This window comes from Mucilaginibacter sp. P5_A4 (assembly GCF_056400605.1).
In genome coordinates this window covers 65222-90737 of record NZ_JBFUKX010000011.1, presented here as the reverse complement: position 1 = coordinate 90737, position 25516 = coordinate 65222, and the positions used below count along the sequence as shown (strand labels likewise).

Here is a 25516-nt window from a genome sequence, read left to right as displayed (position 1 = left end):
TGTTGTCCTGCATTCTATTATTCCATACAACCGTTGTATTTTTTTTTATACACCTAATTAATTTTATGATCAAAAAAAATTCGCCTCCTGCGTTGTTAGCCGGAGCATTAATGCTCGCCCTGTTTGCCGCCTGCGAGAACAAAACAAAAATTTATGCTGACAACGATCCGGTGATTAAAAACATGGATACCACCATAAGGCCCGGCGACGATTTTTTTAAATATGCCAACGGAACATGGCTCAGGAAAAACCCCATCCCCGGCGCCTACGCGGCATGGGGTATAGGTAACGTAGTACAGGAAGAACTGCGCGACCGTATGAAAAAGATCAACGAAGACGCACTTAAAGCCAATGCCCCCAAAGGCAGCAACACGCAAAAAATAGGCGATTTTTATTACAGCGGGATGGATACCGCTGCTATTGAAAAGCAGGGCCTTTCTCCGCTTCGGGAAGAACTGAAAAAGATAGATGATATAAAAGATATTAAGAGCCTGGTTGAGGAGTTTGCCCACCTTGACGGAATTGGCGTAACTACGCCTTTAGGTACTTATGCCGGCCAGGATAGCAAAAACAGCGATAAGATTATGCTGCAGTTAGGCCAATCGGGGATAGGGTTGCCAAACCGCGATTATTATTTCAACAAAGATGCACACAGCGTTGCCATCCGTACAGATTATCAGCAAAAACACTTACCAACCATTTTTAAATTGAGCGGACTACCTGCCGATGCTGCAAATGCCGCTGCTAAAAAAACCTATGCCTTAGAAACAGCTTTGGCCGATAGCAGCCGCAAACTGGAAGACCTGCGCGATCCTTATCTTAACTATAATAAAATGACCCTGGCCAGTTTAACCAAGCTGGCGCCGGATGTTGACTGGAAATCGACATTTGAAAAGATGAATTATAAAAATGTGGATACTGTTATAGTTGGCCAGCCGGAGTATTACCGCGCTTTCAACAAGGCACTGCATAATTATAGTATTAACGATTGGAAAAATTACCTGCGTAAAAACCTGGTAACAACCTTTGGCTCCTATTTAAGTAAACCTTTCGACCAGGAGCTTTTTCGCTTTTATGATATGGTGATTTATGGCAGCAAAGAACAGCTGCCCCGCTGGAAACGCGTGCTTGATACCGAGAACGGTTTAATGGGCGAGGTATTAGGACAAATATTTGTAAAAGAATACTTTCCCGAAAAAACGAAGGAGCGTTATGTAAAACTGGTGGAAGCCATGCGTGAAACCTTCAGGGAACACATCGAAAAACTGGATTGGATGAGTCCGCAAACCAAAGAAAAGGCGTATTACAAGCTAAACAAGGTAATGCCGAAGGTTGGTTACCCAGATAACTGGAAAGATTTTTCGAACCTGGAGATTAACCGCGGGCCATATGCTTTAAATGTAATGCGCGCCAATAACTGGTGGCACAAGTTTAACGCTGCCAAATTAGGCAAACCTGTTGACCGTACCGAGTGGGGAATGACCCCACAAACCTACAACGCTTATTACAACCCATCAAATAACGAGATAGTGCTGCCTGCCGGGATCTTTACCATTCCGGGTTTTAAGGATGAAAATATTGATGATGCTATCATTTACGGCTATGCCGCCGCATCCACCATCGGCCACGAAATGACCCATGGGTTTGACGACCAGGGCAGGCAGTTTGATGCCAAAGGAAATTTAAAAGCCTGGTGGTTACCGCAGGATTCGGTAAAGTTTACGCAGCGCGCGCAAATGCTCATTAACCAGTTTAACGGCTATAGCATTTACGGCCTGCATGTGAATGGCAAAGCAACCCAGGGCGAAAACATTGCCGATTTGGGCGGTATAGTGATCGGCCTGGATGCATTCAAGAAAACCGATCAGTATAAAGAAGGCAAACTTATCAATGGCTTTACACCATTGCAACGCTATTTCCTGGGTTATGCTTTAGGCTGGCTGGGGCAAGACAGGCAGGAATCATTATCCAGCCAGATCCTTACCAACGAACACTCCCCCGGCTTTATGCGCGTAAACGGACCATTTACAGATGTACTTGAGTTTTACCAGGCTTTCCACATTAAAAAAGGTGATAAAATGTGGCTGGATCCGGAAAAAAGAGTGAAGATTTGGTAAGTTAAGCCCCCGGCCCCCTGAAGGGGGAGTAAAATGAGCAATGTAATCATAGGAAAAAGAAAAACAAATATAGCTATGTCATTGCGAGCGCAGCGCGGCAATCGCGGACTGTGCAGATCCGCCCTGTATAGTCTATGTCATTGCGAGCGCAGCGCGGCAATCGCGAATAGTACAGGTCCGCCCTGTATAGCTTGCGATTGCTTCGTCCCTCGCAATGACATAGATTATATTAAAAAATAGCGCTGACAATAAGCGATTTACGAACACGTCATTATAAGGGTGAAGATTTGGTAGGTGCCCCCCAGCCCCCTGAAGGGGGAGTAAAATGAGCAATGTAATCATAGGAAAAAGAAAAACAAATATAGCTATGTCATTGCGAGCGCAGCGCGGCAATCGGGAACTGTGCAGATCCGCCCTGTATAGTCTATGTCATTGCGAGCGCAGCGCGGCAATCGCGAATAGTACAGGTCCGCCCTGTATAGCTTGCGATTGCTTCGTCCCTCGCAATGACATAGATTATATTAAAAAATAGCGCTGACAATAAGCGATTTACGAACACGTCATTATAAGCGCAGCGCGGCAATGACATAAGATACGAATGCATTAACATATATGAAAATACACCAATACTATGTTTACATTTTAACCAATAAGGCAAACACAGTGTTATATGTTGGTGTAACAAATGATTTGGTAAGTCGTGTATCCCAGCATAAACAAAAACTATTCAAAGGGTTTTCAGCTAAGTATAACTGTAACAAACTGGTCCATTACGAAGATTTCCAATGGATACAGGATGCCATTGCAAGAGAAAAACAATTGAAAGCCGGCTCAAGACAAAAAAAGATCGAACTGATAATCGGCAACAATCCTCTATTGAACGATTTGAGTGATGGTTGGTACGATTAAAATCTATCATTGCGGAACGAAGCAATCGCATACTATGCAGAGCGGACCTGTACTGTTCGCGATTGCCGCGCTGCGCTCGCAATGACATGGTGTTGCTGGGTTCTAAAATCAACATGTCACTAATGTTTTTTCCAGGATTTTCCTGGTGGGCTCCTTATAATGACGCGATTATAAAACATTGACTACCAGTGCTAAATCTATGTCATTGCGAGGAACGAAGCAATCGCGAACTACACAGAGTGGATCTGCACTGTTCGCGATTGCCGCGCTGCGCTCGCAATGAGATAGATTATATGCCCGATAACACCCACCACAGGCGTAACAGCACCTTTCTTACACCCTTTTTTTCTCTTCAAAACAGGTGTTTTTTACCCTGTTATGTAAAATGGCAACACGCTACCTTGCAGCAACTTAAAAATTTTTATTATGACGACGCCCACAATTAAATTATTGCCGGATCCACCAGCCCCTAACGGAATTAATGACTTTCCATTTCCGCCGCCTGCAAAGGTAATCATGAAAATACCCTTGCCCGATCAAACCATAGTTTTAGGCGAAAACAATATTGGTGGCATAACGTTTGTTTCAATAAAGCGGCTTACTAATCAGCAATTAGAATTCAAGCAACAATGGGTACGCGTAACCAGTTGCACCATTACGCCTGGTACACCTTTTTCACAGGAAGAGTCGGTGAGCATTGGCGTGGCACTAAGTGTTGGAGTGCGCGGGGAATTTTCTGCCTCACTTGGTTTAAAGGTGGACTCGCTGATTGATATAGGTGCAAAACTGTCGCTGTCGCTTTCGGCAGAAGTGTCGCTTGCTGAAGTGGTTACTAAAAAGAAAACCTTTAATGCCAAAACAGAAGATCCACAGGCATCTTATATGTGGTGGCAGCTCAAAAGTACCTACACTATTACCGGACATCGTCTTGTGGGTGCATTCTGCCCTCCAAGAGATAGGATAGTCTTGACTAAAGAAGATGTTGACTTTGAAAGTCCGCTGGTGTGCGACGAAGATGTTAGCATGAGTACTCAATTTCCAGCTTCGGTAAAAGCAAACTTTTCGGTTTCCGACATCTAAATAACCCTGTACGGGTTAATAGCCTACTACCGGGACCGCAAAACAATGAAAGCCTTTGGTTGAAAAATTAAAGGCTTTCATTGTCCAAACAAATCTGAGCGCGTTAAAATAAGAATGTTTGATTTGACAGCGAGGTTTAAAAATGGTCATCGAACGCGATAACTAAAACATTATTATTCCGTCCCCTCGGGATCTCTCGCAGAGGCCGGCCAATTTGGCTAAGACCTCTGCAGTATGAACGAACAGCACAGCCCGCAGGGAACGCCGTAATTAGATTTCGAATATGAGATTTGAGACAGGAAAAAAGTATCAAGTATCAAGGTTTTTGAGTTGGAAATTGAAAGCATGCAGACTCGTCAGAACGTAAATCTCCACTTTTTTAACGCTGAAATATGCGTATATTTGGTAATAGAAAGGAGGCAAATATGAAAACGAACCTAACAGGTAAAGGCGCATTCAAGACTCACAAAAGCGTGTCTCCAGAAGAAATTATTGCTGCCGGAGGAACTACAGCTTTTGGGATAAAAGCAGGCAAGAATAACGAAACACTTAAGAAAGCGCTTAAAAAATCGCCTAAACCAGAGCCTTTTACAGAAGAAGAATGGGCGGATTTATTAAAACAAATGGCCAACGATAAGTAATGAATTTATTACTGGATACCAATATTCTTCTTTTTATTTCAAGGACAAGGAACACGGATAGTTTTGTAGATTTTATTAATCCTGATAACTCAACCTTATATATCTCAGTAGCATCCGAAGCCGAAATTAAATCGTTAGCGCTTAAAAATAATTGGGGTGCTAAGCGTGCTGACATTCTACATGATTTTTTAGATGGGATCAATATTGTAGAGATTAGCCAGTCTTACGTCGATATTTATGCAGAGATCGACGCATACTCGCAAAGGTTAAATCCAAACTTTAAGGAATATCCGTTTGAAACTCCAAGAAATATGGGGAAAAACGATCTGTGGATCGCGTCATTAGCAGCCTTATTAGGCTTACAGTTAATCACAACGGACAACGATTTTGACCACCTGCACAATGTATTCTTCCCGGTAAGGAAAATATTACCGGAAGATTTCCGGCAATTCTTTTAATAATGATGCCCGTGCAGGCATTATCACTATTTAGTAATCCCTTTAATTTCCATACTAACAGGTTTTTGACTTGCTTACTTATATTCCGTCGCCTCTGGATCTCTCGCAGAGAGACCCTGCGGGGAAGGAATTTCTTGTCTTCCAATTTGGCTACATATCGGGCTGGATGTTAATAATTTAGCTGCATATCATCAACTTTTATTTATAAATTTAGCTTTATTAACCGGGCTAGCGGATTTCTATTTTCCCGCTTCGGCAAGCCCTAAACCTCATGTGCTATACTACAAGCATTCTCTAAACTAATATTGTTTCTAAATACGAATGGAGACCAGAGACCATTCTAAAAACGGGGCGCTTCCGAAAAGCCATAAGAGTAGGGAAATTCAAAAATAACAAACATGAAAAAGTATTTGATTAAAGGAACTTATAACTCCGATGGAGCAAAGGGGTTAATTCAAGAGGGCGGGTCTGGACGCAGAACTGCCATTGAAAAAATGCTGGAAGGACTGGGTGGTAAAATGGAATCATTTTATTTTGCCTTTGGCGAGGAAGATGTGTATGTTATTGTAGACCTCCCTGATGATATTTCTGCGGTGGCCGTTGGGTTAACAGTTAATGGTTCAGGTCTTGTCAAGATTTCAACCACTGTATTACTTACAGCAGCCGATATTGACGCAGCATCCAAAAAGTCTGTCAGTTACCGGGCTCCTGGTAAAAACTAATAATAGTATTTTGCTCAATAAATTATATTCATTTGGTTACCAGGAAAGTACAGCACATAACAAAAGGTTTGGCAAAAGCGGGGGCAATACAATGAAACTGGTATTCCGTCCCCTCGGGGTCTCTCGCAGAGGACCCTGAGGTAAACACGATCACCACGCATAAACGCGGCTTTCGTGAACAATACGGGCTTAGTACAACCGCAGGGTCCTCTTTGCGAGACCCTGCGGGGACGGGACCTTGCAAATCGAATATCATATGTTATAATTGCAAGGCTGATCAAGAGAAAGAAGCCAAACCTTTTGCCTTTGACCTTTCGCCTTTAACCTTTTCCCTTTCGCCCTCCAAAAACCTAAATCTTCAGCCTGATATTGATCTTATCCAGCAGCCCCGTTAGCCACACCATCACAAAAGCAAACACAATACATTTAATAAGCCCCCCGGTGCCCTGGCTCAGGTATTCGGGATAGCCAATGTTGCTCATTTCATACATGGGGTAAAACAAAAACGGCACTATGTAGCAGGTAAAAGTATTGGTCCCCGCGGGTTCAATAATCTTAAACCACTTGTACTTATGCTTAAAATCGACTATGTAAATAAATATAGCATATACAATAAGGCTTATCCCTGTACATATCAGTACCCAGGAAGGGGTATCACGCGCTTTGGAAATCCCCCCGCTAAAATATCGCACAATAAAGCCCATATTAAACAGGATAATGGCAATAAGCACAAGAGCCGCCCACAGCATTTTAAGCTCGTTATTGACCTTTAGGCGCATATACAGCACCGAGACAAATACCCCTGCCATAGTAAAGGCCTGCATAGCGCCATTACCGGCTATCCATACATATTTTTGCACAGGAGCCAAAAAGTTAAGGAACCCAAAGTGCACATCCATATTAAAAAACATGAAGAAGATCCATGCGGCGGCCTGGATCCATAAATGCCCGCCCGAGTAATAGTAGATAAGCGCGCACAGGAGGTAAGCCCAGCCTATAAGCCCTAATATTCCCCACCAGGTAAAGTGCAGCCAGGTATGCCCCGGATCGTTGGTTTTGTACAGGATAGACATGGCTATCAATAACACAACACCTACGCCCTGCAGCAGGTAGCGCTTAAGGTTGCTGGTTTCTTTACCGTAATCTAAAAATATAAAAAAGAAGCTGAAAGTTACCAGGCTTTCCCATACCGGTTTGGGCAAAACGGCGGTATGCTCATTATAAGTTTCCATATTGGCATGGAAAAATCCTATAAATACCAGCGCGAACGACCGGCTTGCTATGCGCGATAGTATTTTATAATTACCACTTTTTAACCTGTTTTGAAATGCAAAAGGAATAGATAGCCCTACAATAAATAAAAATGCAGGAAAAATAGTATCGGCAAGACCCAGCCCGTCGGCATTTTCTGCAACATGTTTAAGCCATTGTGGTGTACCCGGGATGCCATCAAGGTCATTCACAAATATCATGAGCAACATAGTAACAGCACGAAGGGCATCTATAGAGCGTATCCGGTCCGTGAAATTATTCATTATGGGAGTAAATGCATTATCAAAGCAAATGTTTTAACTTAACGGCAATTAAATTGAAACATTATAGTTACCCGCCCGTTTTTTTAGTCCCTATCGCGGCTTAACTTGGCAAATACAAGTGGGTTTTCGTTCAGTTCCAGTGTTTCCTTCCGGTGTTTTACAATGTGGATAGCAGTAAATAGCGCCTCGCGGAATGAGATCTCTGATGCCAGGTTTTTGCCGGCAATATCATACGCGGTGCCATGATCTGGCGAGGTGCGTACAAAGTTTAATCCCGCGGTAAAGTTAACGCCGGTTTCAAATGCTATCTGTTTAAAAGGGATCAAACCCTGGTCGTGATACATAGCCAATACAGCATCAAACTGCAAATATGTCCCGTTGGCAAAAAAGCCATCGGCCGAGTACGGGCCAAAAGCCAGTATATCATTATTACGTGCTTCTTCAATGGCCGGGATAATGGTATCTTTCTCTTCGTTACCAATAAGGCCGTTATCGCTGGCATGCGGGTTTAAGCCCAGCACTGCTATTTTGGGTTTACGAATCCAGAAATCATTTTGCAAACTGTGGTTCATCAGCTTTAGCTTGGCCACAATTTTATCGGCAGTAATGCTTTCAGATACTTTTGAAATCGGGATATGTCCCGTAACCACACCAACGCGCAGGGTATCGCTCACCAAAAACATTAATGATTCGGCCGCGCCATCCTTTTGCTGCAAGTATTCTGTATGGCCGGGGAAATTAAACTGATCGCTCTGGATATTATCCTTATTGATAGGCGCTGTAACCAGGGCATCAATATAGCCCTCCTTTAAATCATAGGCGGCACGCTCAAGTGATTTAAAAGCGTACTTGCCACCCGCTTCTGATACTACACCCGGCTCAATCTTTACATCCTCTTCCCAGCAATTAATCATGTTGGGTTTTTTAGGCTGTGCCTGCGAAGGATCATTTATAACATGAAAATTAAGCTCGCTAACATTGGTAGCACGACGGTGGAATGATGCTACTTTGGTATGGCCATAAACAATGGGCGTACAATAATCATAAATTTTACTATCGGCCAGGGTTTTTATAATAATCTCTAAACCTATGCCATTCACATCGCCTATGCTGATACCTACTTTTATTTTATCGCTCATTTCTTTATTTATGATTTCACCGATTTTTTGTGATTTCACCGATTCTCCTGGTGATTTCGCTGATCAAAATTAGTGATTGAATTTATATTGGGTTACCCGAAATTACGTTCAGGCTTATTTTATTCTTTTGTACTTATTGTTCTATCCAAATATCTTCCTGATGCTTTCCGGGGCGTTCCCTGCGGGCGGGCTTTACGTTCATACTGCTCGTGGCCTTAGCCACCGGGCCGGTATCCACTTCAATCCCTAACGCAATCTGGCTAAACCATGATTTTTACCCTGTTAAACATCAAATTCCTAGTCTCAAATCTCACATCTCATATCTCAAATCTGCCATTTCTCCTTGCAAATAAAAGATTTGTTCCTGATTAAAGCACAAATATGACGTTATTTGCTCAAATATTTGATTAATAATGACATTGGTAAGGGCAAAAAAACATTTAGGGCAACACTTTCTTACTGATAAAAATATAGCAGCTAAAATTGTCGACAGCCTTAAACCCGAAGGCCGGTACAACCATGTGCTCGAAGTTGGCCCGGGTATGGGGATCCTGTCGGATTTTTTATTGCAGAAACCGGAGTATGAGGTATCGCTGATTGATATTGATGAAGAATCGTTTCACTACCTTAAAAAGAAATACCCGCAGCTGGGCACCCGCCTCATCAATGCCGATTTTTTGGAGATGGATTTTAAAACCGTGGTTGATGGTCCGCTGGCCATCATCGGTAATTTCCCTTACAACATATCGTCGCAGATACTGTTTAAAGTGCTTGATAACCGCCGGCAGGTAATTGAAATAGTTGGCATGTTTCAGAAAGAAGTTGCCGAACGCTGCGCGGCCAAACCGGGCAGCAAGGAGTACGGCATCCTGAGCGTGTTTTTGCAGGCTTATTATAAGGTTGAGTATCTGTTCACGGTAAAGGCCGGTGTATTTAACCCACCGCCAAAAGTGCTCTCGGCAGTTATCCGCCTTACCCGTAACGATGCCGAAAACCTGGACTGCGACGAGAAATTATTTTGGCAGATAGTAAAAGCCGGTTTTAACCAGCGCCGCAAAACCCTGCGCAACGCCATATCGTCCCTCATCAACAAAGAAAAAATGACCGATAACACCACCCTCGACTTAAGGGCAGAGCGTTTGAGCGTGGATGATTTTGTGAAGCTGACCAATGCGGTAATGGCGGCAAGGTAGCGCTGAGAGTAACCGGTTTTGGCTAAAGCCAGAATCTGTTACTGATTATAATCTCCGTTGGCTGAAGCCGACGGCAATGAATAGTAAATGCATCAAACGGCAAAACCGATTTCATTGCCGTCCCATTTATGGGACGGGTAAACAGAGCTTCAAGGTGGCTTTAGCCAAAACACTTCCTGGTTATAAGTACCTCCCTTTCGTTAAAAGATGTTAAACCCTATCCATCAAACCTTCCTGCCGGTTACATTTGTAATGTACTGATCACTAAACCAATCGTTACAAATATGCGGTACCTGCTTATTATACCTTGTATATGTATCTGCCTTTGCTCATACGGGCAAAAAATAAGCGGCATCGTAACCGATAAAGCTACCGGGCAACGCATCAGCGGGGCATGGGTAACATCAACAAACTCAAGCGCCATCAGCGATATGGCAGGCGGGTTTAGCATCAATATATCAAAACCGACGGATACCCTTAAAGTAAAGATGCAGGGCTATAAGTTGTACACCCTGCCTGTTGATGCAACAAAAATCAAAGATGTGGTTGTGCAACTCGAACAGGCTACTATCGAACTTAACCAGGTAAACATAAGCGCCCGGCGCAACAGGGTGAAGGACTCTATCAATAACCGGAAGGAGTTTGCTAAAGATTTTAATAGTGCGCCGCCAAAGCTCAAAGATATCATCAGGCCCTCCATAGGTTCGGGGCCTATACCTATAGCGGGTGTTACCATTAGTTTAAGCCCGCTGATAACTGCCCTCACCTACAAACACAGCAGGGCCTATAAATTTAAGCAGGTATTGATAAGAGATGAGCAGGCAAAGTATATCGATAGCCGCTTCAGCGACGAAAGGGTAGCCCAGCTTACCAGCCTGCAGGCCGATTCGCTGTATAGCTTTATTAACATGTACCGCCCCGGTATAGGCCAGGTGAAAAAGATGAGCGATTACGATATTTTCACTTATATCAAAAAGTGCCTGGTAAAATTCAGGAAACCCCACCCGGATTCGGTCCGCGAGGTAGAATTTTAAGTTTTACCATTAAATACCCCGTTTTATTGCCATTGGCGACCGGCTTTATAAAATTGATTAAAAGTTACCTAAAAGTTGATAAAAGTGCATTAAACTAAAATAAAAGTACTGCAATATTAATGTAAAAATGGCATTACTACTTGACATGCGGTTTGAATTTTGTAATTTTGAGTATGACCACCGAAACACTTGAAGATTTTTACAGGCATAAGTTTGATTGGCTGCCCGATAACCTGCAGCAAAACATGGGTCATTTTAATGTTTTCAGGATTGAGGATTGTATTGGCCCCAATGCCAAACCGGTTACCTATAGCCGCAGAAGCTTTTACAAAATCAGCCTGATGCATGGTGAAAATATTATTCACTATGCCGATAAAAGCCTCAACCTTTCGGGCACTTCGCTGATGTTTTTTAGTCCGCATGTGCCTTATACGTTTGAGCACATGAGTAATGATCGCACGGGTTTCTTTTGCATATTCACCGAGTCGTTTTTTGCTGATCGGTTCAGGGGCGGCTTAAGCGAACTACCTATGTTTGGCCTGGGCGCCAAACCGGTTTACGCTTTAGATGCCACCCAAAGCGAATATGTAACCGGTTTGTTTTTAAAGATGACCGAGGAGATCAACTCCGATTATCCCTTTAAATATGATCTGATCCGCAATTACGTTACCGAGCTTTGCTACTACGCCCTTAAAACCCAGCCATCAGAAAACGTATACAAGCACGCCGATGCCAAATCAAGGATCACATCTGTTTTTACCGAATTACTGGAGCGGCAATTCCCGATAGAAACGCCTTCCCAGCGATTTGCACTGCGGTCTGCCAATGATTTTGCGCAGCGGCTGTCGGTCCATGTAAACCACCTCAACCGCGCCATCCGCGAAACAACCGGCAAAACCACCACCGACCACATTGCCGACCGCCTGCTAAGCGAAGCCAAATCCCTGCTAAGGCACACCGACTGGAATATATCCGAGATTGGCTACTGCCTGGGCTTTGAGGAGCCTACCCATTTCAACAACTTTTTCAAAAAAAACACCCGGCTTACCCCCTCCTCGTTCAGAAATGTTTGAATTTTGTAACCATTGGTTTGATTAGCGTAATGCTTCGCCCTGGCTGCCATATTATCTTTGTTATATCAAAACAAACAATAATATGGACAACAACAAAGTATGGTTTATCACTGGCGCTTCAAAGGGATTTGGGCTCAGTTTAGTAAAACAATTACTGGAAGCTGGTCAGCTTGTTGCCGCCACCTCCAGAAATCAACAGGAGCTAACCAAAGCAGTTGGCTCAAACAGCAATAACTTTTTACCCCTGCAGGTCGATCTTGTTAACGAGAGCAGTGTATCACTGGCCCTGCAGCATACCTATGAAACATTTGGCCGGATAGATGTGGTTATCAACAATGCCGGCTATGGTATTGGTGGTGCTATTGAAGAGGTTACCGATAAAGAAGCCCGCCAGGCCTTTGATGTAAATGTGTTTGCTACGCTTAACGTAATCAGGTTTGTAATGCCTTACCTGCGCAAACAACGTTCGGGGCATATCATTAATATAGCATCCATCGCTGGTATTACCGGCGGCATTGGCTGGGCGGTTTACGCGGCGGCTAAGCATGCGGTAATCGGCCTGTCAGAAGTTTTGGCCGGCGATGTTAAAGCATTGGGTATCAAAGTTACGGTGGTTGCTCCCGGCGCGTTCCGTACTAATTTCCTTGATCCTGGCTCGTTAACTATTACTGATAACCCCATTGCCGATTATGAAGATGTAAGATTATCGCACTGTAAATACCGAAGCATGAACGGCGAACAGGCCGGTGACCCCGAAAAGGCCGCTACCTCTATTATTAACGTAGCATATGAAGAAAATCCACCGCTTTACCTGTTATTAGGTGGCGATGCCTTCAACAGGGCATTAACCAAGCTTGATGGTTTGTATAAAGAGATTCACCAATGGGAAGATATTACCTGCGCAACTGATTTTCAATGATAAAACATCTACCAAAAATATACCCAGATGGAAACATTAAAGATAAGGTTAAGCACAATAATTAAAAATCAATCACAACTTTAGTAATCAGTGAAATCACCCTTGAAATCGGTGAAATCAAAAAATATACAAAGAAATGGAAAATCAAAAAATATGGTTCGTAACCGGGGCCTCAAAAGGATTGGGCCTTACCCTAACAAAAAGGTTATTAAATGAAGGCTATAAAGTAGCTGCAACATCAAGAAATATAAGCGATCTTGAAAATGCTGTTGGTGTTAACAACGATCATTTTTTACCGCTTGCCGTAAACATCAAAAGCGAAGAAAGCGTACAGGAAGCTATCGAAAAAACCATCAGCACCTTTGGCAAAATTGATGTGGTAGTTAATAACGCGGGCTATGGTATGCTTGGAGGCCTTGAAGAAGCAACCGACCAGGAAGCACGCGACAATTTCGAAGTAAATGTATTTGGGGCTTTAAACGTTATCCGTAAGGCATTACCTTATCTGCGCGGTCAGCAATCCGGGCATATTATCAATATTTCTTCAATAGGAGGCTTGGTTGGGGGTTTTCCCGGTTTCGGAATATATTGTGCTACCAAATTCGCGGTCAATGGTTTTTCTGAAGCTTTGGATGCAGAAGTAAAACCATTCGGCATAAAGGTGACCATAGTTGAGCCGGGCTATTTCCGCACCAACTTCCTTTCACAAGGATCATTAGTTACCCCAAAAAATCCTATAGCTGAATACCAAAGTATCCGCGATTCGCAAAACCTGCACCAAAACCAAATGGACCAGCAACAGGCAGGCGACCCCGAAAAAGCCGCGGCGGCAATGATAAAAATAGTATCAGACCCAAATCCGCCGCTGAATTTATTTTTAGGGGCCGATGCATACCAGCTGGCTAACCAAAAAATAACGTCGTTACAAAACGACCTTGAAACATGGAAAGAATTAACAACATCAACTGGCTTTTAACAATGAAAAACAATGAGCATATAGGCGTTTGGGTAACCAAAGACGGTTATATACGCCATGAGTTTTTACCAAACGGCCGCTATAACGAGGCCCGCGGAAATAAAAAAAGTGCCTACACCGGCTATTATAACATTTTGGGTAAACACGTTGAATACCTGGACGATACCGGTTTTACTGCCAATGGGGATTTTAAAGACGGAGCTTTTTACCATGCCGGTATGGTACTATATAAAGAGAGCGCCTGAATTGCAAAAATGGCAATAATTCATATTCTTTATAAAAAAGCTTGCTTATTAAAGCAGGCTTTTTTTATCTTTAAGAAAATCTAATCCCTGAAAAATATGAGTTTTAACGACCAGCTCAGTTCAATATTTGTAGCAGAAGACCAAATTCCTCCCGAATTTCGGATAACAGAAGTACACCAGCGCGAATATTTAAGCAATGGTAAAATGAAGCCGTGGCACGGCGAAGTAAGCGAAGTTTACTCGCCCGTTGGCTTTCTTTCTGCGGATGGCTTTACCCGCAAGTTGATAGGAACCTACCCGGTTTGTACCGAAAAGGAAGCTTTTGAATCATTAGATGCCGCTTTGGCCGCTTATGATAGCGGTCGCGGTGAATGGCCAACCATGAGCATTGCCGACCGCATTAAATGCATGGAACATTTTATTTATAAAATGAGCGAGCAACGCAGCCTGGTTGTGAAACTACTGATGTGGGAGATAGGCAAATCATACGGCGATTCGGCAAAGGAGTTCGACCGTACTATCGAATACATCAACGCCACCATAGATGCATTAAAAGATATCGACCGCCAGTCATCCCGCTTTGAAATGGCCGAGGGACTGGTAGCCCAGATTCGCCGCTCGCCATTAGGTGTAGTGCTTTGTATGGGCCCGTTTAACTACCCGCTCAACGAAACTTTTACCACCCTGATCCCCGCTTTGATCATGGGCAATACTATATTATTTAAACCACCCAAGCATGGTACATTGTTGCATTACCCATTGCTAAAGGCCTTCCAGGAGTCTTTTCCAAAAGGAGTAGTGAATACCATTTATGGCCGGGGAGCGGTTGTTACACCGGGCTTGATGGCATCCGGCAAGGTAAATGTGCTGGCTTTTATCGGATCGAGCAAAGTGGCTAATGATCTTAAAAAACGTCACCCTAAAATAAATCGTTTACGCGCGGTTTTGAGCTTGGATGCCAAAAACGCCGCCATAGTTACAAAAAATGCCGATCTGCCGCTTGCTGTAAGTGAATGTATTTTAGGTGCGTTATCATTCAACGGGCAACGTTGCACGGCCATTAAAATGATATTTGTACAAAAGGAAGTTGCCGATGAGTTTTTAAAATTATTGAGCGAGGCAATAGCCAAACTAAAATTTGGTTTACCCTGGGATAAAGATGTAAAGCTTACTCCCCTGCCCGAGCCTCATAAACCTGCTTACCTTACCGATATTGTTGAAGATGCCATTGCCAACGGCGCCAGTATCATCAACGAAAACGGCGGTGAAACTGTAGCTTCATTTTTTTACCCGGCCATTGTGTACCCGGTTAACGAGAAAATGAAGCTGTACCGCGAAGAACAGTTTGGCCCGGTTATTCCCGTAGTTCCGTTTGATTCTATTGAGGAACCAATTGACTACCAGATAGATTCGCCGCATGGCATGCAGGTGAGTATTTTTAGTAACGATGCCAAAGAGATCGCTTCGCTGATAGATCCGTTTGTGAACCTGGTAAGCCGGGTAAATATCAACAGCCAATGCCAGCGCGGGCCCGATGTATTCCCCTTCACCGGGCGTAAGGATAGCGCCGAGGGCACACTTTCGGTACATGACGCCTTAAGATCATTCTCTATCCGCTCACTTGTTACCACAAAAATGACAGAGACTAATAAGCAGATCATCAACGAAATTGTAAACGGCAACGAATCAAATTTCCTGAGTACGAAGTTTATACTCTAACCGGGCTTTGTTACATACTATAAGGTGGCATATGTAAATGTGCCACCTTTTTTGTACAAACCCACCAAATAGCTAATTTAAATAATACTTTTTATTTATATCAATAAAATCTATATCATATAGATTTTTAGTATGAAAGCCTGTCTTTTAAATCAGTATATTTGCATAAACAATAAAAAAAGAGCACTTATGTTAACGATAGGACAAAAATTCCCTCAATTTTCTAAAACAGCCGTAATAAGTATTGAAAAAGGAAAAGAGTTTGAAACACTTACTTCTGAGTATCTTGTGAATGACGATAATGTTTGGACAGTAATGTTCTGGTGGCCAAAGGATTTTACTTTTGTTTGCCCTACTGAAATTGCTGAGTTCAACAAAAACTATGGTGAGTTCCGCGACCGCGAAACCCGTTTAATTGGCGCTTCTACAGATTCTGAATTTGTTCATGCTGCCTGGAGACGCGATCATGATGATCTGCGCGACCTTAAATTCCCGATGTTGGCCGATACTTCAAAATCATTAGCCGAAGACCTTGGTATATTGGAGCCAAACGAAAAGATCGCCTACCGTGCAACTTTCATCATCGATCCTACCGGAATCATCCGTTGGGTATCTGTTAACGACCTTAGTGTAGGCCGTAACGTTAAAGAAGTTTTACGTGTACTTGATGGCTTACAAACCGACGAGCTTTGCCCATGTAATTGGGAAAAAGGACAGGAAACACTTACCGTTTAATTCCCCCTATAACATATGTCCCCGTACAGTTAATTATTGTGCGGGGCTTTTTTATAAGCCGATAGTAAGCTAAAAGCTTAAGGCATAAAGCCGAAAGCTTGAAATAGACCGTCAAAAATAGACTGCCATTGCCTCCTCGTGATCGTCATTGCGAGGAGGTACGACGAAGCAATCCCCGAAATACAGATCAGATTTGCACAGTTACTCTGTAAGTTGGGGATTGCTTCGTACCTCGCAATGACGGGTGAGAGGTTTGCTTGTAAAAATGCACGTTGATAATCAGCAACTTACAATCATGCCATTATAAGGCGCAAAGCAATGACGGTGAGGGTTAACCCAAATAGAAATACAATGATAACCGCTTTTTAAGCTTTAAGCCCTCGGCTTTCTGCTTTAAGCACAAATAATAAAAAAATGAACGAAAGTACCGAAGTGATCCAGGAAATACTGCAAAGTGTTGGATTAGATAAAGATTACCGTACCACAAGCCTTACGCTTTTAGAAAAAGGCGAATCGCGCTACCTGCGCGATTTGAAGCTTAACTTTACCAGTACGCTTACATCAGCCCATTTAACGGCTAAGGAATGTGCATTATTAGGTTTAAGCATTGCTGTGAACAACAATAATACACCACTTACCACTTATTTTACCAAATACGCCGAAGAGCAGGAAGCTACAGCTGCAGAAATTGGTGAAGCCGCAGGTTGTGCATCATTGCTGGCATCAAACAATATATTCTACAGGTTCAGGCATTTTACCCAAAAGGAAAAATACACGCAGATCCCTGCCCGTATCCGCATGCAGCTGATGATGAAACCCGTAACCGGCAAAGAATTTTTTGAGCTCATGAGCCTTGCTGTATCAGCCGTGAACGGCTGCGAAATGTGCGTGAATGCCCATGAAGATTCACTTATAAAAATGGCTACAACCGAGGAACGTATTTTTGATGCCGTACGTATTGCATCACTGGTAACAGCTACCGGTAAAGTTATTTTTTAAGCAGTTTAACAAATATTAACAACAAAAAAGACATGAGATGCAGAAATTTCATGTCTTTTTCATAAATAACAGTTTATTAATCAATTAAATTTGCGTTTGTTAATTAAAAACTTCTAAATTTATGCCTAAGATTAAACAAACCTCAACTACACTAAATTTTTATTGAAATCAAAATGTAGCTCGGGGAGAGTTATTAAATTTTAATTGTTAATTTTTTTTGGGGAAAGCCGTTCCAGGTAATAGTGGAACGGCTTTTATCGTTTTAATGCGCATCGACCGGCATTTTAACATTAGATTTTTTGAAGGGCTGCAGGTAAAGCAGCGGGATAGAAAACAACATCACCAAACCCGAGATCCAGTAAGCATCATCATAGGTTAACAACAATACCTGTTTGGTTAGGGCGCCTTCAATAGCGCCATAGGCCATGCGGGTAGCATCTATCATAGAGTGGCCTTTGGCCATAAATGAATGCATCGAGTTGTTGAGCCGCTCAACCAACGCCGGGTTGGTTGCCGTAATATTTGTTAACAGGTTATTACGATGCACACCCTGGCGTATGTGTATAATGGTAGTTAGCGTAGCTATACCAAATGATCCGCCCAGTTGGCGCATCATGTTGTTTAAACCTGTTCCCTGCCCCACTTCCGCGCCCTTCAAATCGGCAATGGCCAGCGTTGTTAAGGGTACAAATAACAAAGCCATACCTACGCCCCTTACCATTAGTGGTAAAAAGAAATTATGGGGGCCCATGACCAGGGTAGAGTTGCTGAGCATAGTGGTAAACACAAAGAACAGGAACATACCCGCGGTAGCCATAAACTGGGCCGGGATACCTTTATTGAGCATTTTACCAATAAAGGGCATCATTACAATGGTACACAACCCGCCGGGAAATAAAATCTCGCCGGTTTGCTGCGCGTCAAATCCTAATAAATTTTGGCAAAATATCGGGAACACAAACACTGAGCCGTACAGCCCGAAACCCAGAATGAACGAGGTAAACATACCTACTGCAAAGCTACGGTGTCGCAATATGGCAAAGTTAACAATTGGGTAATCGATACTCATTTCGCGCCAGATAAAAAGTATTAAGCCTAAAATAGCGGATATGGTTAACACGGTTATATAAGGTGTGGCAAACCAATCTTCCGATTCGCCTTTTTCCAAAATGGTTTGTAAGCTGCCCACGGCCACCGCCAGCAAGGCAATTCCCCACCAGTCTATCGGTTTTCCCTTTGCCTCCTTTGGTGTTTCCCTAACATAGGTATAGGCTAAAAAAGCTGCCATTGCACCCACAGGTATATTTACATAAAATATCCAGCGCCAGTTCATGTGCTCTGTAATATAGCCTCCAATAGTGGGGCCTACAGTTGGGCCAACTACCGCTCCTAAACCAAACAGGGCTGTAGCAGTGCCAATTTGTTCACGGGGCCAGGTTTCAATCAAAATAGCCTGCGATGTGGATATTAAACCACCACCCGCTAAACCCTGCAGAATACGAAATAGTACAAGCTCGTTAAGGCTGGTTGCATTACCGCATAAAAACGATGCTATGGTAAATACAATTATTGATGTAATGAAGTAATTTTTCCGTCCGAATTTACTGCCCAGCCAACCCGACATGGGGAGTATAATTACATTTGCCACTGCATACCCGGTAACCACCCAGGCCACATCCTCGAGGGTTGCACCCAGGTTACCCTGTATTTTGGGCAAGGAAACATTCACAATAGTAGTATCAATAAGCTCCAGTAGCGAAGCTGTGATCACTGTAATTGTGATGATCCATTTTTTAAAGCCTGTTTCAGCCATTTTATTATCCTTTAATTACAGAAACACTTACACTCATACCTGGGCGTAATTTATCCATAGTTGCCTTTTCGGCGGTTATTTTAATTTTAACGGGTACGCGTTGTACTACTTTTACAAAGTTACCGGTAGCATTATCTGGCGGCAGCAATGAAAATTTAGCGCCTGTAGCCGGAGAGAAGTTATAAACTTCGCCTTCTACCTTCAAATCAGGGTAGGCATCAACTTCAACCTCAACTTTTTGACCGTTTTTCATGTCGGTAAGCTGGGTTTCTTTAAAATTGGCAGTTATATACAAGCTGTTATCGTTTACTATGCTGAACAATGTTTGCCCGGCTTGTACCAGCTGACCCAACTGAACGCTTTTTTTAGCGGCAAGGCCGCTTGATGGCGCTTTAACAGTGGTATAGCTTAACTGCAGTTTGGCGTAATCAATATCAACCTGCTTTTGGCTAACACCTGTATTGGTAACTTTTAACTGGCTGCGTGTGGTACCAATTTGTTCAACCGCTGCTTTATACTGATCCTGTGAAGCCCTGAGGTTTGCTTTAGCCACGTCAAGATCGGCTTTAGCCTGGTCAAACTGTTGTTGGGTTACAGATCCGTCTTTTATAAGGTTTGCATAACGTGCGTAATCCTTTTGCACTTTATCTAAACGGGCAGCATTTGATTCAACTGTTGCCCTTGCACTTGCCGAATTTGCCTGTGTAGCATAGATCTGCGATTGGTTAACATTAATGCCTGCACTTGCACCAACCTGTGCAGCCTGTGCCTGCTCTAATTTAACCCGATAATCATGGTCGTCTATTTTAACCAATGTTTGACCAGCGGTTACGTGTATGTTGTCTTCAAAAAATATCGAATCAACGTAGCCGCCTACGCGGGCCACTACGGGGCTGATGTCGCCGTCAATCTGGGCATCATCGGTATCGATGTGTTTGCCGTAGTATATATATTCTTTGATCCCGAAAATGATACCGAAAACCAATAGTAAACCTAAAATGATAGGGATAACTTTATTGGGTTTCTTTTTTGGTTCCTGTTCCTGTGTTTCTTGTGCCTGTGCCATTGTATTATGTGGTTTAGTATTATTTGTTGTTGATTTTTCCTGTTGATTTTAATAAAGTATAGTAAGCAAGGCCTGCATCGGCTTTAGCTAACTCCAGGTTGATCTGGGCCTGGTAAAGCAATGTTTCGGCATCGGCCCGGTCTGTAGCTGATGCGATATTGCTTTTATATTTCGAATCGAGGATCTTGTTGTTCTCGCCCGCCTGCTCAATGGATGTCTGTAAAAGTTTTATCTTATCAAGTGCCATGGTCCAGTTCTGGTAATTTTGGTTCACCTCGTCCTTAATGCGGTCAACAGTGATACTTTTATTGATAACTACCTGCTCGCGCTGGATATGGGCTTCGGTAACCTTGTTTTTGTTGGTCCATAAATTACCAAAGTTCCATGAAAGTGTTAAGCCTACAGATAGGGGGGTAATAAACTTACCGCTCTTTGGAATTGGGTTGGCACTTACATCAACATAATAAGCACTGCCCGATGCTGCCAGGGTTGGTAAAGTATTGGCCTTTATGTTTTTGATCTCGGTTTCTGCAACCTTGGTACGCAAATCGGCCTGCTGTAACTCAGCCCGGCTTGCATATGCCGAATCAAGGTAGTTACTCAAAGGCGCCACCTGCCTGTCGGCTTCGGTTATCTGATCAATGTTTAGCTGTGTGCCTTCTGGTAATCCCAACAAAACATCCAGGTTGTAATTGATGATCCTACGGTTAGTTTCCAGGTCGATACCATTCAACTCAACATTTGAGCGTTGCAGCTGAAAACGCAACACGTCATTTTTGGTAACCAGGCCCTGTTCAAAAAACCTTTGCGATTGCTTGATCTGTGCATCAATGGTTGATAAGTTTTGTATTACTACCTTTTTGCTTTGCAGTACCTTGTAAAGGTTATAGTAGGAGTTAATAATATCGTAAGTTATCTGATCCTTATCATTATTTACATCCAAACGGGCAACCTGGGTAAGCAGTTCGGTTGATTGGCGGGCATATTTAAGTTTACCACCTGCAAAAATAGCCTGGCTTAATGATAGTGTACCTAAATAAGCATCGGCCCTGTTTGGTAAATTAAAGCTGCTTTCGCCAAGTGCAAGCCTGTTTGCAGGAATTTCGGCATGGTTATAACCATAGCTTACTTTACCGGTTGGCAGCGCCTGGTCTTTGGCCTGGTTGTATTCAGATACAGCCTGGTCAATTTTTGATTGGGAAAGCTTTAAAACCTTACTGTTATCAAGGCCAAGTTTAATGGCCTCGTCTAAGGTAATTGTGCGATCCTGGGCAGTTGCTGTTCCTGCAAACAGCAAACCAGATACTGCAAGGGCAGTACCATACCTCCAAAACACGCGAACTGTATTTATTAACAGCTTAAGGTGGTCGGTTTTATTATTTCGAGTTGTCATTTTCATTAACTAAATAAGCTTTTAAAAGTCTTTTCATGTATGTTTTGATCCTGGGTTTCAGATCTTCTTCCATAAATTTTTCATCGCGAACATCATGGCCTAATATCAGGGACGATAATTGCGGCATATTGATTACATAGTTTTTAGTGCCGAATATGGTTGCTATCACCATCGGAACATCAATGTCCTTATAAAAGCTGCCATTATTAACGCCCTCTTCAATTATCTTCCTGATCTCAACAACATTTACCATCAATATATCGATGATCTTATCGGTGAGCTCCCAGCGTTTGTTCATCGATATTTCGCGGCTGATGAGCTTTTGAAAACAGTTATTCACGATAATGCGCTCTACATAATTGTCAATACATTTATCGAGCTTACTCCAGGCCGACATGCTGTCGTCATTACCGATATTTTGCAGCAGCGTACGGAATGAAGAAATTTTCCGCTCAAAAATTGCCAGGAAGAGCCCTTCTTTCGATCCGAAGTAATAATTGAGCATGGCCATATTTACGCCGGCCTCACCCGAGATCACCCTGGTGGAGGCGCCATCAAACCCATAGTCGGCAAACACGCGTTCGGCGACGTCAAGGATGTGGTCTTTTTTGTCTATTTTATCTTTGTCCATTGTTTTAACGGTACAAAATTAATCAAACGATTGATTAATCAAGGATGATCGACACTAAAAACTAATCGTTTGATTAATCATTACTGTTGAATGACAAAATTGTTTTGAGTGGTTTTATTTTTCTGGATTTAGTTTGATAATTATTGCATAAACTGTTATAATTCTTTACAATTCAGGTTAAGTGAAACATATTATACAAGAGCTTAGCCCGTGTTGTTAACTGATGGCATGTTGTAAATCAGCAAAAATAAAAAATCATAACTCGTTGTATATCAAACACAAATGTGTTCCACCCCTGTTTTTTACGAAAACTTAGTTTGTTGACTATCAGACACAAAGGTGTTCCACCCGTTCCGGTGCGTTCCAGCGTTCCGATGGAACACTTTGTGTATTGTATCGTCCTGAAAAAAGTTAACACTATTGGTGCTTAATCCTGTGGTTACTTCACATACCCTATCCGGGTTAAAGCTCAAAATATGCTAACGCCCACTCTCTATCATGCCTCTGTTATATTCTTGATACATCAAATTGTAAATTGGTATCTTTCAATATATTTGTTTCCATGAAGCGTTTCAACCTGGTTATTGCCTTATTGTTAGTATATAGTTGTGTAATTGCCCAATCCTCGCCACCTACGGACATGGGCACTATTCAGCAGAATTTAAAAAAGCTGAACACCCTGGGCAGTGTTTTATACCTGGCTGCGCATCCCGACGACGAAAACACCCGCCTGCTGGCCTATCTGGCGCAGGAAAAACATTACCGAACGGGTTACCTATCCATTACCCGCGGCGATGGCGGGCAGAATTTGATAGGTAACGAGCAAAGCGAGCTGTTAGGATTGATCCGCACGCAGGAACTGCTGGCTGCCCGCAAGGTTGACGGCGCCGAACAATTCTTTACACGTGCAAATGACTTTGGTTTTTCAAAAGGGCCTGACGAAACGCTGAAGATCTGGGATAAGGAAAAGGTATTGGGCGATGTGGTTTGGGTGATCCGCAAATTCCGTCCGGATGTAATCATTTGCCGTTTCCCTACAACAGGCGAGGGCGGTCATGGTCACCATACTTCATCTGCAATATTAGCCCAGGAGGCTTTTACCGCAGCAGCAGACCCAGCCCGTTACCCCGAACAATTAAAATATGTAAAACCATGGCAGGCCAAACGCCTGATGTGGAACACCTTTAACTTTGGCAGCACAAACACCACAGCTGCCGATCAGTTTAAGATAGATGTAGGTGTTTATAATACCACCCTGGGCAAAAGCTATGGCGAAATTGCTGCCGAAAGCCGCAGCAATCATAAAACCCAGGGGTTTGGCTCGGCCAAACAACGTGGCGAGTCATTTGAATTTTTCAAGACGATTTTAGGTGATGCCCCACAAACCGACCTGATGGATGGCGTTGAAACCTCCTGGAAACGCGTTAAGAATGGTGAGGGTATAGGCGAATCTATCAGGATCATCAACAAGAATTTTAATGCGGAAGAACCCGAAAAATCCGTACCGGCTTTGGTAGCACTTTTGAGTAAAGTTGAAAAGATATCTGATATTTACTGGCGTGAACAAAAAACAAAGGAGCTGAGCAATTTGATAGCGGCCTGCGCGGGTTTATGGTTTGAGGCTTACGCCAGTACGCCTACTTATGCTATTGGTGATACTATTAGATTTACCGCGCAAGTGGTGAACAGGTATAACGATAAAGTAAAAATTAATACAATAGATGCAGGGCACAATACTTTAAGTTTAAATTCAAAAGTGATACCGGCCAATCAACTGCAGGTCTTTAACGGATCAACCATTGCCAATAAAATTACACAGCCATATTGGTTGGAAACACCACACAAAATTGGCACCTATAGCATTCCTGATACACTGGCCGGCAACCCCGAAAACCCCGACCTTACCAAAGTCGGCTTTCAGTTCATTATTGAGGGCAAACCGGTAAATTTTGAGCGCCGCTTGTTATACAAATATGTTGATCCTGTTAGGGGTGAGATTTATCAGCCACTTGTTATAGCCCCCCCTGTTACAATTAATATTACCGACCATGTATTCATATTCTATGGACCAACATCGCAAAGCCTGCAGGTAAAGCTAAAAAGCTTTAAAAACGTACATACCGGAAATATCCGGTTGAAATTACCAAAAGGATGGAAGGCTAATCCTGAAATGATCAGTTTTACGGATAAAAACAGGGGGGATGAATGGACAGCCCGATTTGCCATAACACCAACTTCTAACGCCCAGGATGGCCTTGCAGTAACCGGCGTTGCGGTTGACGTTGACTCGCGTTTATATGAGTACGAAATAAGGGAGATAAAGTACGACCACGTGCCTGCTATCACCCTATTCCCACCAGCTGAAGCCAAGCTGGTGAGCCTCGATTTGAAAACAACCGGCAAAAAATTAGGTTACATAGCCGGTGCCGGCGACCAGATGCCGGAGGCCCTGCACCAGGTAGGTTATGATGTACATATATTATCAGAAAATGAGATCATGAACGCCGACCTATCGGTTTATGATGCCATCATCACCGGGGTACGTGCCTACAACGTGAACGAGCGCCTGGCTTTTGAACAATCCAAACTGATGGAATATGTAAAAAACGGCGGCAACCTGGTAGTACAGTACAACAATAACTCGGGCCTGGTAACCAAACAAATCGGCCCCTACCCTTTTACGGTTGTAAACCGCCGCGTTACGGATGAAGAAGCTGTAATCACTGTGTTAGATCAGCAAAATCCTGTGCTCAACTACCCTAACAAAATAACCCAGGACGATTTTAAAGGCTGGATCCAGGAGCGTGGCTTATATTTTGTAAGCGATATTGATCCTCAATACAAATCCATCTTCCAGATGAATGATAAAGGTGAACAGCCCCTTAATGGCTCATTAATAGTGGGCAATTACGGCAAAGGCCGGTTTGTGTACACTTCGCTGGCTTTTTTCAGGGAATTGCCTGCCGGTGTGCCGGGCGCTTACCGCCTGTTTGTGAACTTATTGAGCAAACCAAAAGGTTAGTATAATATGCCTTTGAAATTTTCGAAGTTTTAAAACAGCGAGGCCGTCAACGAGGCTAAAAACAATATTACCGGGTTAAACCCCGCAAGTTTGATAT

At 43.0% G+C, this 25516-nt stretch carries 22 protein-coding genes; 16 read left to right on the top strand and 6 right to left on the bottom strand.

Going from position 1 to position 25516, the window contains the following annotated elements:
* The first annotated feature begins 65 nt into the window (after nt 1-65).
* The 6 genes from AC1DQW_RS09395 to AC1DQW_RS09370 all read left to right on the top strand — a co-directional run bounded on the left by AC1DQW_RS09395 (nt 66) and on the right by AC1DQW_RS09370 (nt 5927).
* Nucleotides 66-2117 carry a M13 family metallopeptidase gene (locus AC1DQW_RS09395; RefSeq protein ID WP_477453842.1) on the top strand — a complete coding sequence of 684 codons (2052 nt, stop codon included), beginning with the start codon at nt 66-68 and terminating at the stop codon, nt 2115-2117.
* Between the two features lie 612 nt (nt 2118-2729).
* Entirely contained in the window at nt 2730-3026 is a 297-nt protein-coding gene (locus tag AC1DQW_RS09390) for a GIY-YIG nuclease family protein (RefSeq protein ID WP_477453841.1), read from the top strand.
* 426 nt (nt 3027-3452) lie between these two features.
* Nucleotides 3453-4106 (top strand): hypothetical protein, encoded by a 654-nt coding sequence (locus tag AC1DQW_RS09385; RefSeq protein ID WP_477453840.1) that lies wholly within the window; start codon nt 3453-3455, stop codon nt 4104-4106.
* A gap of 425 nt (nt 4107-4531) precedes the next feature.
* The gene (locus AC1DQW_RS09380) at nt 4532-4747 is read left to right on the top strand and encodes a hypothetical protein (protein ID WP_477402735.1); all 216 of its coding nucleotides are present in this window, start codon (nt 4532-4534) and stop codon (nt 4745-4747) included.
* The gene (locus AC1DQW_RS09375; protein WP_477453839.1) at nt 4747-5205 is read left to right on the top strand and encodes a type II toxin-antitoxin system VapC family toxin; all 459 of its coding nucleotides are present in this window, start codon (nt 4747-4749) and stop codon (nt 5203-5205) included. Before AC1DQW_RS09380 ends, AC1DQW_RS09375 begins: the two co-directional genes overlap by 1 nt.
* A gap of 398 nt (nt 5206-5603) precedes the next feature.
* A complete protein-coding gene (locus AC1DQW_RS09370; protein WP_477453838.1) occupies nt 5604-5927 on the top strand; it encodes a GYD domain-containing protein in 324 nt (107 codons plus the stop codon).
* A 350-nt stretch (nt 5928-6277) separates the two neighbouring features.
* Here AC1DQW_RS09370 and AC1DQW_RS09365 read toward each other — a convergent pair whose 3' ends face one another.
* Entirely contained in the window at nt 6278-7462 is a 1185-nt protein-coding gene (locus tag AC1DQW_RS09365) for a heparan-alpha-glucosaminide N-acetyltransferase domain-containing protein (protein ID WP_477402738.1), read from the bottom strand.
* Nucleotides 7463-7545: 83 nt separating this feature from the next.
* Nucleotides 7546-8601, bottom strand: a complete 1056-nt coding sequence (pdxA, locus tag AC1DQW_RS09360) for a 4-hydroxythreonine-4-phosphate dehydrogenase PdxA (protein ID WP_477402739.1) — start codon at nt 8599-8601, stop codon at nt 7546-7548.
* Nucleotides 8602-9014: 413 nt separating this feature from the next.
* On the opposite strand from pdxA, the gene rsmA reads away from it, so the two are divergent.
* The 9 genes from rsmA (at nt 9015) to AC1DQW_RS09315 (ending at nt 17494) form a co-directional block, all read left to right on the top strand.
* Complete coding sequence (gene rsmA / locus AC1DQW_RS09355; protein WP_477453837.1) at nt 9015-9794, top strand: 16S rRNA (adenine(1518)-N(6)/adenine(1519)-N(6))-dimethyltransferase RsmA; 780 nt, start codon at nt 9015-9017, stop codon at nt 9792-9794.
* Nucleotides 9795-10078: 284 nt separating this feature from the next.
* Nucleotides 10079-10828 (top strand): carboxypeptidase-like regulatory domain-containing protein, encoded by a 750-nt coding sequence (locus tag AC1DQW_RS09350; protein ID WP_477453836.1) that lies wholly within the window; start codon nt 10079-10081, stop codon nt 10826-10828.
* 173 nt (nt 10829-11001) lie between these two features.
* Nucleotides 11002-11901 carry a helix-turn-helix domain-containing protein gene (locus tag AC1DQW_RS09345; protein ID WP_477453835.1) on the top strand — a complete coding sequence of 300 codons (900 nt, stop codon included), beginning with the start codon at nt 11002-11004 and terminating at the stop codon, nt 11899-11901.
* A gap of 82 nt (nt 11902-11983) precedes the next feature.
* Nucleotides 11984-12820 carry an SDR family NAD(P)-dependent oxidoreductase gene (locus AC1DQW_RS09340; RefSeq protein WP_477453834.1) on the top strand — a complete coding sequence of 279 codons (837 nt, stop codon included), beginning with the start codon at nt 11984-11986 and terminating at the stop codon, nt 12818-12820.
* Nucleotides 12821-12956: 136 nt separating this feature from the next.
* Nucleotides 12957-13796, top strand: coding sequence for an oxidoreductase (locus tag AC1DQW_RS09335; RefSeq protein ID WP_477453833.1), 840 nt, complete (start codon nt 12957-12959; stop codon nt 13794-13796).
* Nucleotides 13763-14041: an Atu4866 domain-containing protein gene (locus AC1DQW_RS09330; RefSeq protein WP_477401066.1), complete on the top strand. Its 279-nt coding sequence runs from the start codon at nt 13763-13765 to the stop codon at nt 14039-14041. The genes AC1DQW_RS09335 and AC1DQW_RS09330 overlap by 34 nt, the downstream gene beginning before the upstream one ends.
* A gap of 96 nt (nt 14042-14137) precedes the next feature.
* Complete coding sequence (locus AC1DQW_RS09325) at nt 14138-15760, top strand: NADP-dependent glyceraldehyde-3-phosphate dehydrogenase (RefSeq protein WP_477453832.1); 1623 nt, start codon at nt 14138-14140, stop codon at nt 15758-15760.
* A gap of 189 nt (nt 15761-15949) precedes the next feature.
* Nucleotides 15950-16495, top strand: coding sequence for a peroxiredoxin (locus AC1DQW_RS09320; protein ID WP_477401062.1), 546 nt, complete (start codon nt 15950-15952; stop codon nt 16493-16495).
* A gap of 414 nt (nt 16496-16909) precedes the next feature.
* A complete protein-coding gene (locus AC1DQW_RS09315) occupies nt 16910-17494 on the top strand; it encodes a carboxymuconolactone decarboxylase family protein (RefSeq protein WP_477415752.1) in 585 nt (194 codons plus the stop codon).
* A gap of 262 nt (nt 17495-17756) precedes the next feature.
* On the opposite strand, the gene AC1DQW_RS09310 is transcribed toward AC1DQW_RS09315, so the two are convergent.
* The 4 genes from AC1DQW_RS09310 to AC1DQW_RS09295 are packed head-to-tail and all read right to left on the bottom strand — an operon-like array spanning nt 17757 to nt 22397.
* On the bottom strand, nt 17757-19307 hold the full coding sequence (locus tag AC1DQW_RS09310) for a DHA2 family efflux MFS transporter permease subunit (protein ID WP_477453831.1): 1551 nt from the start codon (nt 19305-19307) through the stop codon (nt 17757-17759).
* Between the two features lie 4 nt (nt 19308-19311).
* Nucleotides 19312-20373: an HlyD family secretion protein gene (locus tag AC1DQW_RS09305; RefSeq protein WP_477453830.1), complete on the bottom strand. Its 1062-nt coding sequence runs from the start codon at nt 20371-20373 to the stop codon at nt 19312-19314.
* Nucleotides 20374-20392: 19 nt separating this feature from the next.
* On the bottom strand, nt 20393-21766 hold the full coding sequence (locus AC1DQW_RS09300; protein ID WP_477453829.1) for a TolC family protein: 1374 nt from the start codon (nt 21764-21766) through the stop codon (nt 20393-20395).
* The gene (locus AC1DQW_RS09295) at nt 21750-22397 is read right to left on the bottom strand and encodes a TetR/AcrR family transcriptional regulator (RefSeq protein ID WP_477453828.1); all 648 of its coding nucleotides are present in this window, start codon (nt 22395-22397) and stop codon (nt 21750-21752) included. Before AC1DQW_RS09295 ends, AC1DQW_RS09300 begins: the two co-directional genes overlap by 17 nt.
* Before the next feature lie 562 nt (nt 22398-22959).
* Between AC1DQW_RS09295 and AC1DQW_RS09290 the strand changes: the two genes are divergently transcribed.
* Complete coding sequence (locus AC1DQW_RS09290) at nt 22960-25419, top strand: PIG-L family deacetylase (protein WP_477453827.1); 2460 nt, start codon at nt 22960-22962, stop codon at nt 25417-25419.
* The last annotated feature ends 97 nt before the right edge of the window (nt 25420-25516 follow it).